Origin of the sequence: Actinomadura harenae, from assembly GCF_003696215.1 — a bacterium.
Lineage (GTDB): Bacteria > Actinomycetota > Actinomycetes > Streptosporangiales > Streptosporangiaceae > Spirillospora > Spirillospora harenae.
The window spans coordinates 57,799-75,970 of record NZ_RFFG01000005.1 but is presented as its reverse complement, the minus strand read 5'-3'; the positions used below and the strand labels follow the sequence as shown (position 1 = coordinate 75,970).

Genomic DNA, 18,172 nt, shown 5'->3' with positions numbered 1-18,172 from the left:
AGGCCCGGCGCACGGGGCGTTCAGCGCCCCGAGTGTCGGGCCATTAGGCTTTTGTCCGTGGCGCTGGCGGTGCGTGTTCTGGGGACCTTCGAGGCCGTGCTGCGCGGTGGACCGGTCGAGCTCGGCGGACCCCGCCAGCGATCGGTCCTCGCCCGGCTCGCCGCCGCCCACGGACGCCTCGTCCCGGCCGACCGCCTCGTGGACGAGCTGTGGCCGGACGGCGCCCCGCCCCGGGCCGCCGCCGGTCTCCAGTCGTTCGTGTCCCACCTGCGGCGCGCGCTCGAACCGGACCGTCCGCCTCGTACGCCCGCGCGGGTGCTGGTGACCGCCCCGCCCGGATACGCGCTCCGCCTCCCCTCGGCCGATGTGGACGCCTGGTACTTCGACGAGCTCGTGGAGCGCTCCGGGGAGGCCGGCGACCCCGCGGAGGCGCGGGAACTCGCCGAGCGGGCCCGGGGACTGTGGCGAGGGCCCGCGTACGCGGAGTTCGCCGACATGCCGTGGGCCGCCGCCGAGGCCGCCCGGCTGGACGAGCTGCACCGGCTCGCCACCGAGCGCCGAGCGGAGGCGATGCTCGAACTCGGCGCGGAGGCCGAGGCCGTCCCGGATCTGGAGGCGCACGTCGCCGCCAACCCGCTGCGCGAGGACGCCTGGCGGCTGCTGTCCCTCGCCCTCTACCGCACCGGACGTCAGGGGGACGCGCTCGGCGCGCTGCGCCGGGCCCGCGACGTCCTGACCGAGCAGCTCGGCGTGGACCCGGGCCCGGCGCTGCGCGCGCTGGAATCCGACATCCTCCGGCAGGCCGCGCATCTGGACGCGCCGCGGCGGGCGCCCGAGGCCCTGCCGGAGGTGCTCCGCCCGGAGGCGGCACGGCCGAGGCTGCGCCTCGTCCCGCCGGACGGCGAGACCTTCGTCGGCCGCGAGGCCGAGACCGCGCGCCTCGCGGACGCCGCCGACCGCGCCAGGACCGGCCGGTGCCAGGTCGGCCTCGTCGGGGGCGAGGCCGGGATCGGCAAGACCGCGCTGGTCGAGCGGTTCGCGCGGCGGCTGGCCGCGGACGGCTGGCGGGTCGCGCGGGGCCGGTCCGAGGAGGCCGACGGCGCCCCGGCGGCCTGGTCGTGGGCGGAGATCCTGCGCGTCCTCGCGGCCGGGACGCCCCCGGACCCCGGTCTCGCGGGACGGCTCGCCCCGCTGCTCGACGACGCGTCCGCGGCGCGCGCCGGGGCGTCCGCCGCCGACGCCACGACCGGACGGTTCCGGCTCCGCCTGGCCGTCGGCGACTACCTGGCCGAACTCGCCGGATCCGGGCCGCTGCTGCTCGTCCTCGACGACCTGCACTGGGCCGACGACGAGACGCTCGTCCTGCTGTCCCGGCTGCCGGAGCGGCTGGCCGAGCTGCCCGTCCTGATCATGGGGACGTTCCGTCCGGCCGAGGCGGACGGCATGGCGGGCGCGCTCGCCCGGCTCGCCCGGCACGAGCCGGTCCGGATCGACCTCGAGGGCCTCGCGGACGCCGAGGTCGCCGAGCTGGTCCGGGCGTCCTGCGCGGCCGAGGTCGGCGACCGTGAGCTGGCCGCGATCGCCGAGCGGACGGGCGGGAACCCGTTCTTCGCCCGGGAGACCGCGCGGCTGCTGGACGCCGAGGGCCCGGACGCGGCGGCGCGCGAGGTGCCCGCCGGGGTCGGGGACGTGCTGCGCCGCCGCTTCGCCCGGCTGCCGGAGCCCGCGCTGACCGTCCTGCGGCAGGCGGCCGTCGCGGGCGCGGAGACCGACGTCCGGGTGCTGACCGAGCTGTCCGGCGGGGACGAGGACGCCGTCCTGGACGCGGTGGACGCGGGTCTCGCCGCAGGTCTGGTCACCGAGCCCGCGCCCGGCCGGATGCGGTTCGCGCACGCCCTCGTCCGCGACACGCTCTCCGCCGGGCTGTCGGCGGCCCGGCGGACCCGCCTGCACGGCCGGATCGCCGCCGCGATGGAGCGGCACGCGCCCGCCGAGGTCGGCGCGATCGCCCACCACTACCTGGAGGCGGGCACCGGCGCGGACCGGGCCGTCCGGTTCGCGGAACTCGCCGCGGCCGCCGCCGAGGCCCGGTTCGCCTACGCCTCGGCCGCCGAGCTCTGGGACCGGGCCGCCTCCGCCCTCGGCTCCGGGCGGGTGCGCGAGCGGCTGGAGCTGGAGATCCGGGCGATCCGGGCGTCCGCGCTGGCCGGGGCGGTCGTGCCGTCCCGGGCGCGGCGCGGCCGCTGCGTCGCGGAGGCGCGGGCACTCGGCGACGTGGAACTGCTGAGCCGCGCGATCACCGCGTTCGACGTCCCGACCCTGTGGACGGCCCACGAGTACGGCGTCCTCGACACCGAGCTGCTGGACGCCGTCCGCGAGGCCCTCGCGGGGCTCCCGGGCGAGGCCGCCGACCTGCGCGCCCGGCTCCTCACCACGATCGCGGTCGAGCTGGAGGGCGAGCCCGGCGGCGCGGGCCGGAGGGCCGCCGACGAGGCGGTGGAGATCGCCCGCCGCCTGGGCCGTCCGGAGACCCTCGCCGCCGCGCTGAACGGCCGCTTCATCAACTGCTACCTGGCCGCGTCCGACCGCGACGAGCGGCACGCCGTCGCGACCGAGCTGCTGGAGCTGGCGACCCGGCACGAGCTGGCGTCCTACCAGGTCCTGGCCCACCTGCAGCTCCAGCAGGTCAACATGGCCTACCTCCGGATGGACGAGGCGGCCCGCCACCGCGCCGAGGGCCAGCGCCTCGCCGAGCAGTACGGGCTGCCCCTGCTGTACCAGATCAGCGAGTGGCACCGGGCCCTCAGCCACGCCTTCTCCGCCGAGTACGAGGACGCCGAGCGCGCCTACCGGGAGGTCGGCGACGCCATCTCCCGCACGGGGATCTGGGCCAGCGAGCAGGGCGTGACGTTCTTCGGGATCTTCTGCATCCGGCTCGTGCGCGGGCGCGCGGCCGAGATGGTCGAACCGGCGGCGTGGATGGCCGCGCAGTGGCCGCACATCAGTGCGACCGCCGACCTCCTCGCCCTGGCCCTCGCCGCCGCCGGGCGCGTCGACGAGGCGCGCCGGGCCGTCGAGGACGCGGGCCCGATCCGCCCGGACTACTTCTATGAGCTGGCCCTCGCCGTCCGGGCCCGCCGGGCGATCGTCCTCGGCGACCGTGACCTGGCCGAACAGTGCGTGGGCGACCTGCTCCCGTTCGCCGACCACATCGCCGGTGGAGCGAGCGCGGTCGCCACGATCGGGCCGATCGCGCACACCCTCGGCGACCTGGCCGTGTTCCTGGGCCGTCCGGACGAGGCCGCCGGGCACTACCGGTTCGCGATCGAGATCGCCGGGCGGGCCGGCGCCGCGCCCTGGGCCCAGGCCGCCGCGGCCGCCCTCCGCGCCCTCGGGATTCCGGCCGCCTGACCCCGCCTCCCGGCCGGTTCGGGGGGCCTGGGGCGCGCCGGTGGACGAGGCGCTGCGCCGCGTCGGCGACAATTGGTGACGTGACATCGCCAGGATCGCCAGCAGAGACCCCGCAGCCCGACCCGTTCCGCTCCGGGTTCGCCTGCTTCGTCGGACGGCCCAACGTGGGCAAGTCCACGCTGATGAACGCCCTGGTCGGGACCAAGGTGGCGATCACCAGCAGCCGCCCCCAGACCACCCGGCGGGCGATCCGCGGCATCGTGCACCGCCCGGACGCCCAGCTCGTCGTGGTCGACACGCCCGGCCTGCACAAGCCGCGGACGCTGCTCGGCGAGCGGCTGGACAGCCTCGTCCGGTCCACGCTCACCGAGGTGGACGTGATCGGTTTCTGCGTCCCGGCCGACCAGCCCGTCGGGCCCGGCGACAAGTACATCGCGCGCGAGCTGGCCAACGTCAAGAAGACGCCGGTCGTAGCGATCGTCACCAAGACCGACCTCGCCACGCCGGAGCAGATCGCCAAGCAGCTCCTCGCGGTCGGGGAGCTGGGCGAGTTCGCCGACATCGTGCCCTGCTCGTCCGAGAACGGCTTCCAGGTCGACGTGGTCGGCGACCTGCTGATCAAGCACCTGCCGGAGGGCTTCGCGCTCTACCCGGAGGGCGACCTGACCGACGAGCCCGAGCAGGTCCTGGTCGCCGAGCTGATCCGCGAGGCGGCGCTGGAGGGCGTCCGGGACGAGCTGCCCCACTCGATCGCCGTCGCGGTGGACGAGATGGCGCCGCGCGCGGGCCGCGAGGACCTCACCGACATCTACGCCCACCTGTACGTGGAGCGGGACAGCCAGAAGGGCATCATCATCGGGCACAAGGGCGCCCGGCTGAAGGAGGTCGGGCGGCAGGCCCGGCGCCAGATCGAGGCCCTGCTCGGCACGAAGGTCTACCTGGACCTGCGGATCAAGGTCCTCAAGGACTGGCAGCGCGACCCCAAGCAGCTCCGCCGTCTCGGCTTCTACGACTGATCCGGCCCCTCCGGGATGACCGGTGGGGGCGGCCGCCCGTCCGTCCCCCGGCCGCGCGGACGCCGCGCGAACGGCCGGACCAGGCCGACGCCGACGACCAGCAGGGCCGCGCCGACGCCCAGGTACCAGCCGTAGTCGAGGGCGGCGTGGGTGTGCGAGGCGAGCAGCGCGCCGTCCCCGCCGTACCGGTCGCCCGTCCGGCGCAGCCGCAGCGCGAACAGGACGCAGGCGACCAGGGCGAGCGCGCCGGGCAGCGCGGCGAGGGCGGAGATCCGGACGTCCCGGACGACGGCGCCCCACAGCGCGACGACGGCCGCCGCGAGCGCCAGCACGGGCACCACCACGACCGTGCCGTCCGCGTCGATGCCCGCGACCGACCCGAGATCGTCGCTGAACGAGGTGCCGAGCAGCTCGGTGGTCATCTCCAGGTGCGCCCACGGCAGGAACGCCGAGACCAGCAGCGCCGTCGAGGCCAGGACGGTCAGCACGCTCCAGACCGTCCCCGCGCGCGACCCGGGACGCGACCGGGCGGGCTCGGGTTCGGGTTCGGGCTCCCGCCCGGCGGCCGCGTGCTCGGCGGGCTCGGCGGGCTCCTCCTCGGGCGGCAGGAACCGGGGCCGTCCCATGTCACCGGTCATGAGCCCAGCGTAAGGGGACGACGCGGGCTTCATCGCGCGGGGCGCGGGAGACGATCGTGCGGGGCGCGGGAGACGGCCGTGATCGGTAGTTTGGGTGAGTCCGTTTTGGGAGGAGAGACCGGTGTTGCTTGTTTTCGGCTTTTCGGTGTTCTTCCGTGCGACGGGTGAGGGGATCTTCCACTGTCCGCGCTGCGGCGGCGACCGCGCCTACCGGCGCCGGGCCGCGCGCCGCTGGCTCACCCTCTTCTTCCTCCCGGTCCTCCCGCTGCGCCGCCTCGGCGAGGTGGTCGAGTGCCGCGTCTGCCGGACCCGGTTCGCCGTCTCGGCCCTGCGCACTCCCACCGCCCAGCAGCTCGCCGCCGCCCTCCCGGCCGGGATGCGCGCCGCCGCCGGGCTCGTCCTGCGCTCCGGGGACCCCGATGACGAGCGCAGCCGGGGCCGCGCGATCGAGGCCGTCGCCGGCTACGGCGAGCGCGGCTACGACGACGGCGCCATCGACACCGACCTGGATCTCCGCACGGCGTTCCTCGAGGAGGAGGTGGCCCGTGCCGGGGCCGGCCTCGCCGTCGAGGCGAAGGAGTGGTTCCTGGCCCGCTGCGTCCGCGTCGGCCTGGCCGACGGCCCCCTGGACGAGCCCGAGCGCCGGACCCTGCACGAGATCGCCCACCTGCTCGGCATGAGCCGCGCCCATGCCCTCGGCGTCATCACGATGACCGAGGCCGCGGCGCACTAACCTCGGTCTCGAACACCGTCACGGGCCGCGCAGGCCCGGACGGCCCCCCGAAGGGACGAGAGCAATGGCGGACGCAGGAATCGCCCTGGTGCGGAGGCCCGGCCCGCGGCTGGCGGAGGGGCTGGTCACGCACATCGAGCGGCGGCCGGTGGACCTCGCCCTGGCCCGGCGGCAGCACGAGGCGTACACCGCCGCGCTGCGGGCGGCCGGATGGGCCGTCCGGGCCGTCCCGGAGGCGGACGACGCGCCCGACGCGGTGTTCGTCGAGGACACGGTCGTGGTCTGCGGGGACGTCGCGGTGCTGACCCTGCCGGGCGCGCCCGAGCGCCGCGCGGAGGTCGCCGGGACCGAGGGCGTCGTCCGCGACCTCGGGCTGACCGTGGAGCGCATCGCCGCGCCCGGCACCCTGGACGGCGGCGACGTCCTCCAGGCGGGCGGCACCGTCTACGTCGGACGCGGCGCCCGCACCAACGAGGAGGGCATCTGCCAGCTCGCCCGGCTCCTCGGCGGCCGCCGGGTCGTCCCGGTGGACGTGCGGGGCGCGCTGCACCTGAAGTCGGCGATGACCGCCCTCCCGGACGGCTCGCTCATCGGCGTCCCGGACTGGGTGGACACCTCGGCCCTCCCGGCCCTTCGGGTGGCGCCCGAGCCGTCCGGCGCGCACGTGGTCGTGCTCGGCCCGGAGCACCTGCTGCTCGCCGCGTCCGCGCCGCGCACGGCGGACCTGCTCGCCGCCGACGGGTTCCGCGTGACGGTCGTGGACATCGGCGAGTTCGAGGCGCTCGAGGGCTGTGTGACGTGTCTCTCCGTGCTCGTCCCGACACGCCTTTCCTGAAAGGGCTGGTGGGAGGGGCGCGAGACGCGGGCGTCTCGGATGGTGAGACCCGGTTTCCGTGTTCCGGATGGGATCTGTTAGCTTGACAAGCGTGTTCGTGGAGCTGCTTCTCCTTAGCGGCCGCAGCGGGGGCCTGTAGACAGGCCGGCTCCCTCGCTGCGGGACTCTGACGTGAGCGTCGGCCGCAAGGACTGAGCAGAGGGAAGCAGACCCAGATGTATCCGCAGCAGAACACTTCCGGAATGCCGTTCCAGCGCTACCAGCCGTTCGCTCCGGTCAAGATCGCCGACCGGACCTGGCCCGACCGGGTGATCACCGAGGCCCCGCGCTGGTGCGCGGTCGACCTGCGCGACGGCAACCAGGCGCTGATCGACCCGATGGACGCCCACCGCAAGCTCAAGATGTTCGAGCTGCTGGTCCGGATGGGCTACAAGGAGATCGAGGTCGGGTTCCCGGCCGCCAGCCAGACCGACTACGACTTCGTCCGGCAGATCATCGACGAGGGCCGGATCCCCGACGACGTGGTGATCCAGGTGCTGACGCAGGCCCGGCCGGAGCTGATCGAGAAGACCTTCGAGGCCGTCCGCGGCGCGAAGCGGGCGATCGTCCACCTGTACAACTCGACGTCCACGCTGCAGCGGCGCGTGGTGTTCGGGCAGGACAAGGACGGCATCACCGCGATCGCGGTCGAGGGCGCCAAGCTGTGCAAGAAGCTCGCCGAGCAGATGGACGGCACCGAGATCCACTTCCAGTACTCGCCGGAGTCGTTCACCGGCACCGAGCTGGAGTACGCGGTCGAGGTCTGCAACGCCGTCAACGAGGTGTGGCGGCCGACGCCGGACCGCAAGGTCATCGTGAACCTGCCGTCCACGGTCGAGATGGCCACCCCGAACGTCTACGCCGACCAGATCGAGTGGATGAGCCGGAACCTGGCCTACCGCGACTCGATCATCCTGTCGCTGCACCCGCACAACGACCGGGGCACCGCCGTCGCCGCCGCCGAGCTGGGCTACCAGGCGGGCGCCGACCGCATCGAGGGCTGCCTGTTCGGCAACGGCGAGCGCACCGGCAACGTCTGCCTGGTCACGCTGGGCCTGAACATGTTCACCCAGGGCGTCGACCCGATGATCGACTTCTCCGACATCGACGAGATCCGGCGCACCGTCGAGTACTGCAACCAGCTGCCCGTCCACGAGCGGCACCCGTACGGCGGCGACCTGGTGTACACCGCGTTCTCCGGCTCCCACCAGGACGCGATCAACAAGGGCTTCGACCACCTGCGGCGGGACGCGGCGTCCGCCGGGGTCCCGGTCGAGGAGTTCACCTGGGCCGTCCCGTACCTGCCGATCGACCCGCACGACGTGGGCCGGTCGTACGAGGCGGTCATCCGGGTCAACAGCCAGTCGGGCAAGGGCGGCGTCGCCTATGTCATGAGGACCGAGCACTCCCTGGAGCTGCCGCGGCGGCTGCAGATCGAGTTCTCCCGGGTCGTCCAGCGGCACACCGACGACCAGGGCGGCGAGGTCACGCCCGAGCGCATGTGGGAGATCTTCGAGGCCGAGTTCCTGGCGAACGGGCCGCGGGTCGGGCTGCTGGCGCACCGCGCCGTCTCCCGGGTGGACGAGAAGGACCGGCTGTCCTGCGACGTCCGGGTGCACGGCGAGATCCGCGAGATCGAGGGCATCGGCAACGGCCCGGTCTCGGCGTTCGAGGACGCCCTGGCGACCGTCGGCGTGAGCGTCCGCGTCCTGGACTACGCCGAGCACGCGATGAGCGCGGGCGGCGACGCGCGCGCCGCGGCCTACGTGGAGTGCGAGGTCGACGGGCAGACCGTGTGGGGCGTAGGGATCGACGGGAACATCGTCACCGCGTCCCTGAAGGCGATGCTGTCGGCCGTCAACCGGGTCGCCCGCGGCGCCTGACCCGGGCCGCCGATCCTCCCTCGCGGAGGGTCCGGAACGGGGCACCGCCCGCACACAGGCTTTCCGGGTGCCTCCCGCGCGGGGGAGGCACCCGGAAACCCCGTCTCCGTCCTGATCGCCCGCGGTGACCGGGGCCGGGCCGCCACGAGTGGCCCGGTCCCGGTCGTCCGGCGTTTCGGGCCCGGTCAGCCGCCGGGGCCGAGGACGTGGTGGACGAGTTCCCGCAGAGGCCCGGTGAGCTGCGCCTCTCCGACGGACGCGGACCGCCCGTCGATGGAGATGTCGTACACGAACTGGTCCGGTATGCGTCCGGGGGGAGGCACCCGCGCCAGGTCGACGCGGCCGACCAGTCCGGCCAGCAGGGGGTCGTCGGCGCTGTCGGCCTCTCCGCGCCGCTCGATCCCGGCGAACCCGCCGCTGCGGACCACCGTCACCTTCATCGACGTTCTCCTCCGCTCGTCCCGCGGCCGCGAGGTCCCGTCCCCTGAGGTGGGATTCTCACGATCACACGTGGACGCCTACCCCCGTCCACGCCTGCCGTACCGCGGTCACCTCGGCGGCGGACGCCCCGTACAGCGTCGTCGCGGTGTCCACCGTCGCGGCCGCGAACCCGGCGAAGTCCACCGAGGACGGCAGCTTGCCGCCGGTCAGCGTCCCGTACCAGATCCGCCCGGCCCGCTCCCAGGCGTTGCCGCCGATCGCGGTGGCGGCCAGGTAGAACGCCCGGTTCGGAATTCCCGAGTTGATATGTACCCCGCCATTGTCACGGTACGTGTCGACATAGTGCGCCATGTCGGCTGGCTGGGGGTCCTTGCCCATCTGGGGGTCGTCGTAGGCGGTGCCGGGGGCCTTCATGGACCGCAGCGCCGCGCCGTGCACGCCCGGGGCGAGCAGGCCCTGGCCGATCAGCCAGTCCGCCTGGTCGGCGGTCTGGCCGAGGTGCCACTGCTTGATCAGCGAGCCGAACACGTCCGAGACCGACTCGTTGAGCGCGCCGGACTGGCCGTAGTACTCCAGCGCGGCCGTGTACTGGGTGACGCCGTGGGTGAGCTCGTGCCCGGTGACGTCGAGCGGCCCGGTGAAGTCGGTGAACAGCGTTCCGTCGCCGTCCCCGTAGACCATCTGCTCGCCGTTCCAGAAGGCGTTGTCGTAGCCCTGCCCGTAGTGCACGGTCGAGATCATGGGCAGGCCGGCGCCGTCGATGGAGTCGCGCTGGTAGGCGGTCTCGTAGAAGCCGAACACGACGCCGAGCCAGTCGTAGGCCTGGTTCACGACGGTGTCGGAGGAGGGGGCGGCGCCCTCGGCGCGCACCTCCTGGCCCGGCAGGGTCTCGGTGTGCCCGGCGTCCTTGATCGTCCTGTGGGGGGTGAAGTCCTGGGTGGCGGCGGGGGCGGCGACGGGCAGCACCCGGCGCTCGGTGCGCTGGGCGGTGCTGAGCACCAGGCTGCGGCGGGCGGACTCGCGCAGCGCGGCGTCGTCGGCCCGGTCGGCGATGTGGTCGAGGATGTGCGGAGGCACGATGGTGCATCTCATGGGACAACGCTGCCACCGCCGAGGTGACCCGGGCCACGTCTTCGGGAACAGTGACGCGGCCGAATCCGGTCGCGGAGCGTAATGATCTCGTCTCGGAGCGCCGGGGCGTGCCGGGGATGTGAGGAGTGTGTGCGGATCGGGTGTTCCCGTGCGGGCGCACGCCCGGACGTGGGCGACAATGGGCGGGTGACCCTGTACCGCGACGAGGGCGTCGTCCTGCGCACCCAGAAGCTGGGCGAGGCCGACCGCATCGTGACCGTCCTGACCCGGCGCACCGGCCGGATCCGCGCGGCGGCCAAGGGGGTCCGCAAGACCAAGTCCCGGTTCGGGGCGCGGCTGGAGCCGTTCACGCACGTGGACCTCCAGCTCTACGAGCGGCGCTCGCTCGACCTGATCACCCAGGCCGAGACGCTGCGTCCGTACGGCCAGCGCCTGGTCGTCGACTACCCGCGCTACACCGCCGGGACGGCGATGCTGGAGACCGCCGAGAAGCTGACCGCCGGCGAGCGCGAGCCGGCGCTGCGGCAGTTCCTGCTGCTGGTCGGCGGGCTGCGCACCCTCGCGGACGGCTCGCACGACCCCCGGCTGGTGCTGGACGCGTTCCTGCTGCGGTCGCTGTCGGTGGCGGGCTGGGCCCCGGCGCTCGACGAGTGCAGCCGCTGCGGCGACCGCGGGCAGCTGCGCGGCTTCTCCATCGCGGGCGGCGGCGCGATGTGCTCCCGCTGCCGCCAGCCGGGCACGGCGACGCCCGCGCCGCCGACGTTCGCGCTGATGCTGGCGTTGCTGCGCGGCGAGTGGGACTATGCCGACGACTCCGAGCAGCGGCACCGGGTGGAGTGCAGCGGCCTGGTGGCCGCCTACCTGCAGTGGCACCTGGAGCACGGCATCCGCTCGCTCCGCCACGTCGAGCGCGACGGCGGCACGCGGGAGCGCCGGGGCGCCGCCGGTGCCACGGCCGGTGACGCCGCCGGTGACGCCGTGGGGGGCCGCCTTGCCGCGCCGGGCGCGGCGGCCGGTGCCGGTGATCTCGACTTCGATGGATACGAGCCCGACGACCCCGCCGGTCCCGGCGGGGCGAGCGACAGGGAGACAGTTTGAGCAGGGCCGCCGTTCAGCCGCCGTACCCGCACCCGGCCGGGGCGCGTCCGCCCGCGATTCCTGGCGATCTGGTGCCGCGGCATGTGGCGATCGTGATGGACGGCAACGGGCGCTGGGCCAAGCAGCGCGGGCTGCCCCGCACCGAGGGGCACAAGCGCGGCGAGGACGCGCTGTTCGACGTGATCATGGGCGCGATCGAGCTGGGCGTCCCGTACGTGTCGGCGTACGCGTTCTCCACCGAGAACTGGCGCCGCTCGCCCGACGAGGTCCGGTTCCTCATGGGCTTCAACCGGGACGTGATCCGCCGCCGCCGCGACCAGCTGAACTCCATGGGCGTCCGGATCCGCTGGGCGGGGCGCCGGCCCCGGCTCTGGCGCAGCGTGATCAAGGAGCTCGAGGACGCCGAGGCGATGACCCGCGACAACGACGTCCTCACCCTCCAGTTCTGCGTGAACTACGGGGGGCGCGCCGAGATCGTGGACGCCGCCGCGCAGCTCGCGCGGGACGTCCGGGACGGCAAGGTCAACCCGGACAAGATCAGCGAGAAGACGTTCGCGAAGTACCTCGACGAGCCCGGCATCCCGGACGTCGACCTGTTCCTGCGGTCGTCCGGGGAGCAGCGCACGTCCAACTTCCTGATCTGGCAGTCGGCGTACGCGGAGATGGTGTTCCTGGACACGCTCTGGCCCGACTTCGACCGCCGTCACTTCTGGCACGCCTGCGAGGTCTACGCCAGCCGGGACCGCCGCTACGGCGGCGCCGAGCCGAACCCGGTGCCGGTCGCGCCGTCCGCCTGACCCTTCCGCCCTTCGGCCCTTGAGCCCTTGAGCCCTTCAGCCCTTCAGCCCTTCAGCCCTTCCGTCCGGCCGTGTTGCCCTCGGTGGCGCGGCGGGGCGTCTCCCTATAGTCGGTATTCCCTACCTGATTGATTGACATTTGCGCGCGGGCCGCCTACCTTCGTCCGCATGGCGTACCGTCTGCTCGATCCTCCGCCCGCGCCCTCCGCGCCTGAGGGGCCTCTGACCTGCGTGGAGCCCCTCGCGGGACGGATCGGCGCGGCGGTCACGGGCGTCCGGCTCGCGGGCGGTCCCGACTCCGGGACGGCGCGCCTGCTGCGCTGGGCCCTCCTCCGCCACAAGGTCCTGTTCCTGCGGGGCCAGGACGACGTCGCCGCCGCCGACCAGACCGCCCTCGCCGCGCTGTTCGGCGAGCCCTCGACGCCCGTCGCCCACGCGGGGTGCGCCGGGGCCTGGCACACCGACGGGAGCGGCACGATGCGTCCGCCGGGCGTGTCGGTGCTGCACGCGCTGAGCGTCCCGCCGTTCGGCGGCGACACCGTGTGGGCCAACACCGCGACCGCCTACGACGGCCTGCCGCTCGAACTGCGCGAGGTCGCCGACCGGCTGTGGATCGAGCACGCGGGCCCGGACGGCGTGCTGGAGCATCCGCTGGTGACCGTCCATCCGGAGACGGGGGAGCGGGTGCTGCTGCTGGGCGCCCACGCGCGGGGCGTCGCCGGCCTCAGCGGCGCGGCGGACGCGGGCGCGCTGATCCGGCTGTTCCAGGGGCAGGTGACGGCGCTGGAGAACACCGTCCGCTGGCGGTGGCGGCCGGGCGACGTGGTGGTCTGGGACAACCGCGCGACCCAGCACCGGGACGTCCGCGACGTCGGCGACCGGGTGGCGGGGGAGCGCAGGTTCAGGCTCGTGACCTGCGGCGGGAGCGCTCCGCTCCCGTTCCACCCGAGGACGGAACGGGAGCGTGCGCCGAAGGCGGGACCCCGAGGGGTCAGGCGAGCGCCGCGTCGAGCGTGATCTTCGTCCCGGCGAGCGCCTTGCTGACCGGGCAGTTGGCCTTGGCGTCCTGCGCGGCCTTGTCGAAGTCGGCGGCGGACAGGCCGGGCACGCTCGCCCGGACGGTCAGGTGGATCCCGGTGATGCCCTCACCGGGCTGGAAGGTGACCTCGGCCTTGGTGTCCACCTTCTCCGGCGGCGTCCCGGCCCCGGCGAGGCCGTGCGAGAGCGCCATCGAGTAGCAGGTGGAGTGGGCGGCCGCGATGAGCTCCTCGGGGCTGGTGCGCCCGTTCGGCTCCTCGGCGCGGGACGGCCAGGTCACCTCGTACGTGCCGATCTTGGACGAGTCCAGCGAGACCGTCCCCTGGCCGCCCATGAGCGGCCCTTCCCAGTGCGCGTTGGCGATGCGAGTGGTAGCCATGGGACCGATTCTGCCAACCTCCCGCACCGGTCGCGTCGGCGGATCGGGTGATCAGTGGGCGAGGCTCCCGGCGGTGGTCCAGTCGGTGGTGATCGCCTTCTGCGCGGCGGCGAGGGTGATCCTCCCGGCGCACAGGGCCTTGTAGAGCGCGAACTCGACCTGGTCCTTGGGGTTCGGGGACGCGCCCGGCTCGGGCCAGAGGTTGCGCGGGTCGGTCGGATCGCCACCGATCGACAGCGGGATGAAGTGGTCCTCCTCGTAGCGGGACATCGTCGTGTCCTTGTAGCCGTACTCGATGATCTGCTGTTTCTTGAGCGCGTTGGTGTACGACACCGGCGGGCGGATCTTCTGGGTGTAGCCCGCGACGCAGACGGTCTGGTGGATGTCGGCCTGCGTGACGTCGGGGTTGGTCGCGCCCGGCGTGCAGTTCGGGTCCGGGTGCGTGGTGGCCGGGTCGAGGCTGGACGCGTGGCAGGAGCCGGGCGCGCGCGTCGAGACGGCCGCCGGACCGCTGGAGGCGGACCTGCCGGGCCTGGGGGACGAGTCGGAGCCGGTCGTGCCGGCGGTGGAACTGGAGGTCCCGCAGGCGGTGGCGGCGGCGAGGACGGCCGCGCAGGCCGTGACGAGGACGGGCGGCGTGCGTCGGGTCGGCCGGGTAAGGAGCATGGGGGTCTCCTTGGGGGCGAAGCCTGTTGTTTCTTGTTTGACGCAGTTGACCACTTTGCCCGCCCGGCTCGCCGGGAGCCATGCCGAATCGGTCTGCCTGCCGGGCGCGACGGTGAGACCCCGTGTCCTGAGGGAGGGGACACGGGGTCTCGGGGTTCCGGGGTTCCGGGGATCGCGGCGTGCGGATCCGCGGACTAGTTGACGTTCACGGCCGTCCAGGTGGCGGCGACGGCGTTGTACTGGGCGCTGCCCAAGCCGTACAGGTCCTTGGCGGCGTTCAGCGTGGCGGCCCGCGCGGCCTTGTAGTCCGTGCCGGACGTCATGTACGTGGTCAGCGCGCGGTACCAGATGCGCGTCGCCGCGTCCCGGCCGATGCCGCTGAGGGTGGAGCCGTCGGAGGTCGGGCTGTTGTAGGAGACGCCGTTGATCGTCTTCGCGCCGCTGCCCTCGGACAGCAGGTAGTAGAAGTGGTTGGCGACGCCGGACGAGTAGTGCACGTCCAGGTTCCCCAGGCTGGAGGACCAGAAGTCGGGCGACTTGCCGTCCCGGCTCGGCTTGTCCATGAAGCGGAGCGCCGGGCTGCCGAAGCCGGGCAGGACGACCCGCTCGCCGACCAGGTAGTTCCCCTGCTCGGACGGGTTGTTCGCGTAGAACTCGACGGCCGCCGCCATGATGTCGGACGTCGCCTCGTTCAGCCCGCCGGACTCCCCGCTGTAGGTGAGGTTCGCGGTCGCGCTGGTCACGCCGTGGGTCATCTCGTGCGCCGCGACGTCCAGGGCGGTCAGCGGCGCGAGCTGCGTGCCGTCACCGTCGCCGTAGGTCATGCAGAAGCACGAGTCGTCCCAGAACGCGTTGGCGTAGTTGTTGTCGTAGTGGACGCGGTTGGACGAGCCCTTGCCGTCGCCCTTGATGCCGGTGCGGCCGAAGACGTCCTTGTAGAAGTCCCAGGTCTCGTCCGTGCCGTACTGCGCGTCCACGCCCGCCGAGGCGCGGTTGGTGTTCGTCCCGTCGCCGAAGTGCGTCGTGGTCGACGTGAACACGTTCGTCGGGGCGCGGAACACGCAGAAGCCGAAGAAGCAGAGGTCCGCCTGGTTCTGCGCGTCGCCCGTGTAGGTGCCGCCGCGCGTCGGGTCCTTCATCTGGTAGGACGTGCCGGACTTGGTGAGCTGGAGCGGGACCGTCCCCGAGTACAGGCCCTGGCCGTCGCCCGCGTCGGTCTTGATCGTCTCCTCGCGGAACAGCACCGCGCCGGTCAGCGCGTCCACCGAGGTGTAGACGCGGCTGGGCGTGCCGTCGGCCTTCTTCCCCGAGGTCTGGAAGCGCCAGGCCAGGCGCGGCCGGTGGTCGGCCGTGCGGGCCTCGACGACCAGCGTCCCGTTGTCGCGCAGCGTGTAGTGCTTCGCGGCGGCCGCCTTCTTCGCCTTCGCGGCGGAGACCTTCGGCGCGGTCGGGTTCGGCCGTGACCGCAGGGTCAGGCTCGTCCCCTCGTACGTGCCGGACGGGCTCTGGTGGACGACCACGTCGCCGCCGAGCACGGGCAGGTTCCCGACCGTCCGGACCATGCGGGTGTGGGACGTCCCGTCCCGGTCGACCGTCACGCCGACGACCTGGAACCTCTGGTCCGACGACGCCTTGAGGTCGCCCGCGTGGGACTCGGTGGCGCCGAGCGCGCGGGCCGCGGCGACCGAGGGGACGGGCGCGGTGGGGGTGGGAGCGGCAGAGGCGGCGGAGGGGACGGCGGCGGCGAGCGGCGCGGCGAGCAGCGCGGCACCGGCCATCAGGCGGGGGGAGTTTCTCATGAACGCCCTCTCATGCGAGCGCCATGGCTCCCCCGAGGGCCCGACCGTCGGACCCGCCCTGGCTATGGGGACATTTATGACATGAGAGGTATTCGGAATATCTGGCGAAAAGTGTCAAAAACCGGCACGGATGTTCTCAATGCGGCACCGGTGAACCCCCGCACCCACGGCGTCCGCGCGAGCGGGGGAGCGGGGGAGCGACGCATGCGAACGGCGAGCGACGCGTGCGGGTGACGGGCGACGTGTGCGGGGGGTGAGAACGGGGCGGGCTACTCGGTGGCGGCGGTGCAGTCGGCGCAGCGGCCGAAGATCTCCACGGTGTGCGTGATGTCGCTGAAGCCGTGCTCGTCGGCGACGGCGTCCGCCCAGCGCTCCACGGCGGGACCGGCCACCTCGACCGTCCGGCCGCAGTCGCGGCAGACCAGGTGGTGGTGGTGCTCCTCGGAGCGGCAGGCGCGGTAGACGGCCTCGCCCTCGTCGGTGCGCAGCACGTCCACCTGACCGGCGTCGCACAGCGCCTGCAGCGCCCGGTAGACCGTGGTCAGGCCGATCTTGGAGCCGTCGGCGCGCAGGTCGGCGTAGATGTCCTGCGCGCTGCGAAACCCCGCGCAGTCCGAGAGCGCCTCGCGCACCGCGTTCTGCCGGGACGTCGTGCTTCCCCTGGTCATCCTCCGAGCACCTCCGCCTCGGGCTCCACGCGGGCGCGGGCCGCCGCGCCCCCTGTCGTTCCCGGCGCGGTCTCCACCGCCGCGCCCGGGTCTCCGTCCGCCGCCCTTCCGGGCCCCGGCCGGGTCACGACCGCCCTGCGCCGTCGCAGCGCCGCGCCGGCGACGACCGCGGCGAGGAACACCGCGAGGGCGAGCAGCACGATCGACGGGCCCGGCTGAAGATCGTACTGGAACGAGCTCAACAGCCCCGACACCGCCGACAGTACACCGATCACCATGGCCGTCAGCATCGTCGCCCGGAAGCCCCGGGCCAGCTGCTGCGCGGCCGCCACGGGGATGATCATCAGGGCTCCGACCAGCAGCAGGCCGACCGCGCGCATCGCGATCACCACGGTCACCGCGGCGGTCACCGCGATCAGCACCGACAGGAACCGGACCCGCAGCCCGGCCGCGCGGGCGAGCTCCTCGTCCTGGCAGAGAAGGAACAGGTCGCGGCCGAACACGACCACGATGGCGAGCACAGCGACCGCGAGCCCGGCGACCACGTACAGGTCGCCCATGGTCACGCTGCTGATCGAGCCGAACAGGTAGGACTGGAGGCTGCTGCCGCCGCTCTGCGCCTGGGTGAGCAGCGCGCCGCCCGCGAGCCCGCCGTAGAACAGCAGCGCGAGCGCGACGTCCCCGCCGCTGCGGCTGCGCGCGCGCAGCAGCTCGATCGCGAGCGCGCCCAGCACGGTCACCACGAGCGCGCCCAGGATCGGGGACGTGCCCGTGAGCAGCCCGAGCCCGATGCCGGTCAGCGCGATGTGCCCGATGCCGTCGCCGAGCAGCGACAGCTTCCGCTGGACGATGAAGGTGCCGATCGCGGGCGCCGTCAGCCCGATGAGGACCGCCATCGCCAGCGCGATCCGCATGAAGTCGTAGGACAGGACGTCGCTCACGCCGGGCTCCCCGCGGTCTGTTCGGCGGCCCGCGGCGCGGTGCGCAGGCGGGTCTCGGCGGCGATCCGGCCGCCCTCCAGCCGGACGGTCCGGGTGATCAGCGGCTCCAGCGGGCCGAGCTCGTGCAGGACGAGCAGCACCGTGCGGCCCTCGCCGGTCAGCGTCCCGAGGGTCCGGGCCAGGGCCTCCTGGTTCCCGGCGTCCACCCCGGCGTTCGGCTCGTCCATGACGATCGCGTCGGGCTCGCCCGCCAGCGCGCGGGCGATGAGCACCCGCTGCTGCTGGCCGCCGGAGAGCAGGTGCGCGGAGTCGCGGGCGCGCCCGGTGAGGCCGACGGCCTCGATCGCGTGGTCGACGGCGGCCCGGTCGGCCGCCGACGCGGGCCGCCAGCGGGACTGGCGGGCGGTGCGCCCGGACGCGACCACCTCGCGGACGGTCGCCGGGACGCCCCCGCCCATCGGGAGCCGCTGCGGGACGTACCCGATCCGGCCCCAGTCGCGGAAGCGGGACGGGATCCGTCCGTAGATCTCGGTGCGCCCGCCGCTGAGCGGCAGCAGCCCGAGCAGGGCCCGGACCAGCGTCGACTTGCCCGAGCCGTTCGGCCCGGTGAGGGCCAGGACGTCGCCCGCGCCGACGCTGAGGTCGACACCGGCGAGCACCTCCCGGCCGTCCAGGCGGACGCGTCCGCCGGTCATCGC

General features: G+C 73.8%; 16 protein-coding genes and 1 pseudogene. 8 read left to right on the top strand and 9 right to left on the bottom strand.

The genetic code is table 11. The features are described from left to right. The first annotated feature begins 57 nt into the window (after positions 1 to 57). Positions 58 to 3,411, top strand: a complete 3,354-nt coding sequence (locus EBO15_RS04255; RefSeq protein WP_158628129.1) for an AfsR/SARP family transcriptional regulator — start codon at positions 58 to 60, stop codon at positions 3,409 to 3,411. An 80-nt stretch (positions 3,412 to 3,491) separates the two neighbouring features. After that, on the top strand, positions 3,492 to 4,427 hold the full coding sequence (gene era / locus EBO15_RS04250; RefSeq protein WP_199744321.1) for a GTPase Era: 936 nt from the start codon (positions 3,492 to 3,494) through the stop codon (positions 4,425 to 4,427). Here the strand turns inward: era and EBO15_RS04245 are convergent. Continuing rightward, positions 4,418 to 5,065, bottom strand: coding sequence for a hypothetical protein (locus tag EBO15_RS04245; protein WP_122192968.1), 648 nt, complete (start codon positions 5,063 to 5,065; stop codon positions 4,418 to 4,420). The two genes, era and EBO15_RS04245, sit on opposite strands and share 10 nt — an antisense overlap. A 121-nt stretch (positions 5,066 to 5,186) precedes the next feature. Here EBO15_RS04245 and EBO15_RS04240 point away from each other — a divergent pair, with 121 nt between their 5' ends. The 3 genes from EBO15_RS04240 (at position 5,187) to leuA (ending at position 8,555) form a co-directional block, all read left to right on the top strand. Continuing rightward, on the top strand, positions 5,187 to 5,798 hold the full coding sequence (locus EBO15_RS04240) for a zinc-ribbon domain-containing protein (RefSeq protein ID WP_199744320.1): 612 nt from the start codon (positions 5,187 to 5,189) through the stop codon (positions 5,796 to 5,798). 64 nt (positions 5,799 to 5,862) lie between these two features. After that, positions 5,863 to 6,633, top strand: coding sequence for a dimethylargininase (ddaH, locus tag EBO15_RS04235; RefSeq protein ID WP_122192966.1), 771 nt, complete (start codon positions 5,863 to 5,865; stop codon positions 6,631 to 6,633). Positions 6,634 to 6,848: 215 nt separating this feature from the next. Then, positions 6,849 to 8,555: a 2-isopropylmalate synthase gene (leuA, locus tag EBO15_RS04230; RefSeq protein WP_122192965.1), complete on the top strand. Its 1,707-nt coding sequence runs from the start codon at positions 6,849 to 6,851 to the stop codon at positions 8,553 to 8,555. Positions 8,556 to 8,740: 185 nt separating this feature from the next. Here leuA and EBO15_RS04225 read toward each other — a convergent pair whose 3' ends face one another. Together EBO15_RS04225 and EBO15_RS04220 are read right to left on the bottom strand one after the other, a co-directional pair. Then, positions 8,741 to 8,995: a protealysin inhibitor emfourin gene (locus tag EBO15_RS04225; RefSeq protein ID WP_122192964.1), complete on the bottom strand. Its 255-nt coding sequence runs from the start codon at positions 8,993 to 8,995 to the stop codon at positions 8,741 to 8,743. A 64-nt stretch (positions 8,996 to 9,059) separates the two neighbouring features. After that, complete coding sequence (locus EBO15_RS04220; protein ID WP_122192963.1) at positions 9,060 to 10,088, bottom strand: M4 family metallopeptidase; 1,029 nt, start codon at positions 10,086 to 10,088, stop codon at positions 9,060 to 9,062. Positions 10,089 to 10,274: 186 nt separating this feature from the next. Between EBO15_RS04220 and recO the strand changes: the two are divergent. From recO to EBO15_RS04205, 3 genes and pseudogenes are all read left to right on the top strand, one after another. Beyond that, a pseudogene (recO, locus tag EBO15_RS04215) lies at positions 10,275 to 11,000 on the top strand (DNA repair protein RecO); the annotation flags it as partial. A gap of 182 nt (positions 11,001 to 11,182) precedes the next feature. Next, entirely contained in the window at positions 11,183 to 11,983 is an 801-nt protein-coding gene (locus tag EBO15_RS04210) for an isoprenyl transferase (RefSeq protein WP_122192962.1), read from the top strand. A 168-nt stretch (positions 11,984 to 12,151) separates the two neighbouring features. Further along, a complete protein-coding gene (locus tag EBO15_RS04205; protein WP_122192961.1) occupies positions 12,152 to 13,000 on the top strand; it encodes a TauD/TfdA dioxygenase family protein in 849 nt (282 codons plus the stop codon). Here EBO15_RS04205 and EBO15_RS04200 read toward each other — a convergent pair. From EBO15_RS04200 to EBO15_RS04175, 6 genes are all read right to left on the bottom strand, one after another. After that, positions 12,975 to 13,400, bottom strand: coding sequence for an OsmC family protein (locus EBO15_RS04200; RefSeq protein WP_122192960.1), 426 nt, complete (start codon positions 13,398 to 13,400; stop codon positions 12,975 to 12,977). The genes EBO15_RS04205 and EBO15_RS04200 overlap by 26 nt on opposite strands. A 51-nt stretch (positions 13,401 to 13,451) precedes the next feature. Continuing rightward, positions 13,452 to 14,066 carry a hypothetical protein gene (locus EBO15_RS04195; RefSeq protein WP_199744319.1) on the bottom strand — a complete coding sequence of 205 codons (615 nt, stop codon included), beginning with the start codon at positions 14,064 to 14,066 and terminating at the stop codon, positions 13,452 to 13,454. A 194-nt stretch (positions 14,067 to 14,260) separates the two neighbouring features. After that, a complete protein-coding gene (locus tag EBO15_RS04190) occupies positions 14,261 to 15,865 on the bottom strand; it encodes a M4 family metallopeptidase (protein ID WP_122192959.1) in 1,605 nt (534 codons plus the stop codon). Between the two features lie 269 nt (positions 15,866 to 16,134). Continuing rightward, a complete protein-coding gene (locus EBO15_RS04185; protein WP_122192958.1) occupies positions 16,135 to 16,533 on the bottom strand; it encodes a Fur family transcriptional regulator in 399 nt (132 codons plus the stop codon). Continuing rightward, positions 16,530 to 17,474 carry a metal ABC transporter permease gene (locus EBO15_RS04180; protein ID WP_122192957.1) on the bottom strand — a complete coding sequence of 315 codons (945 nt, stop codon included), beginning with the start codon at positions 17,472 to 17,474 and terminating at the stop codon, positions 16,530 to 16,532. The genes EBO15_RS04185 and EBO15_RS04180 overlap by 4 nt, the downstream gene beginning before the upstream one ends. Then, the gene (locus tag EBO15_RS04175) at positions 17,471 to 18,169 is read right to left on the bottom strand and encodes a metal ABC transporter ATP-binding protein (RefSeq protein WP_122193039.1); all 699 of its coding nucleotides are present in this window, start codon (positions 18,167 to 18,169) and stop codon (positions 17,471 to 17,473) included. The genes EBO15_RS04180 and EBO15_RS04175 overlap by 4 nt, the downstream gene beginning before the upstream one ends. Positions 18,170 to 18,172 lie beyond the last annotated feature (3 nt).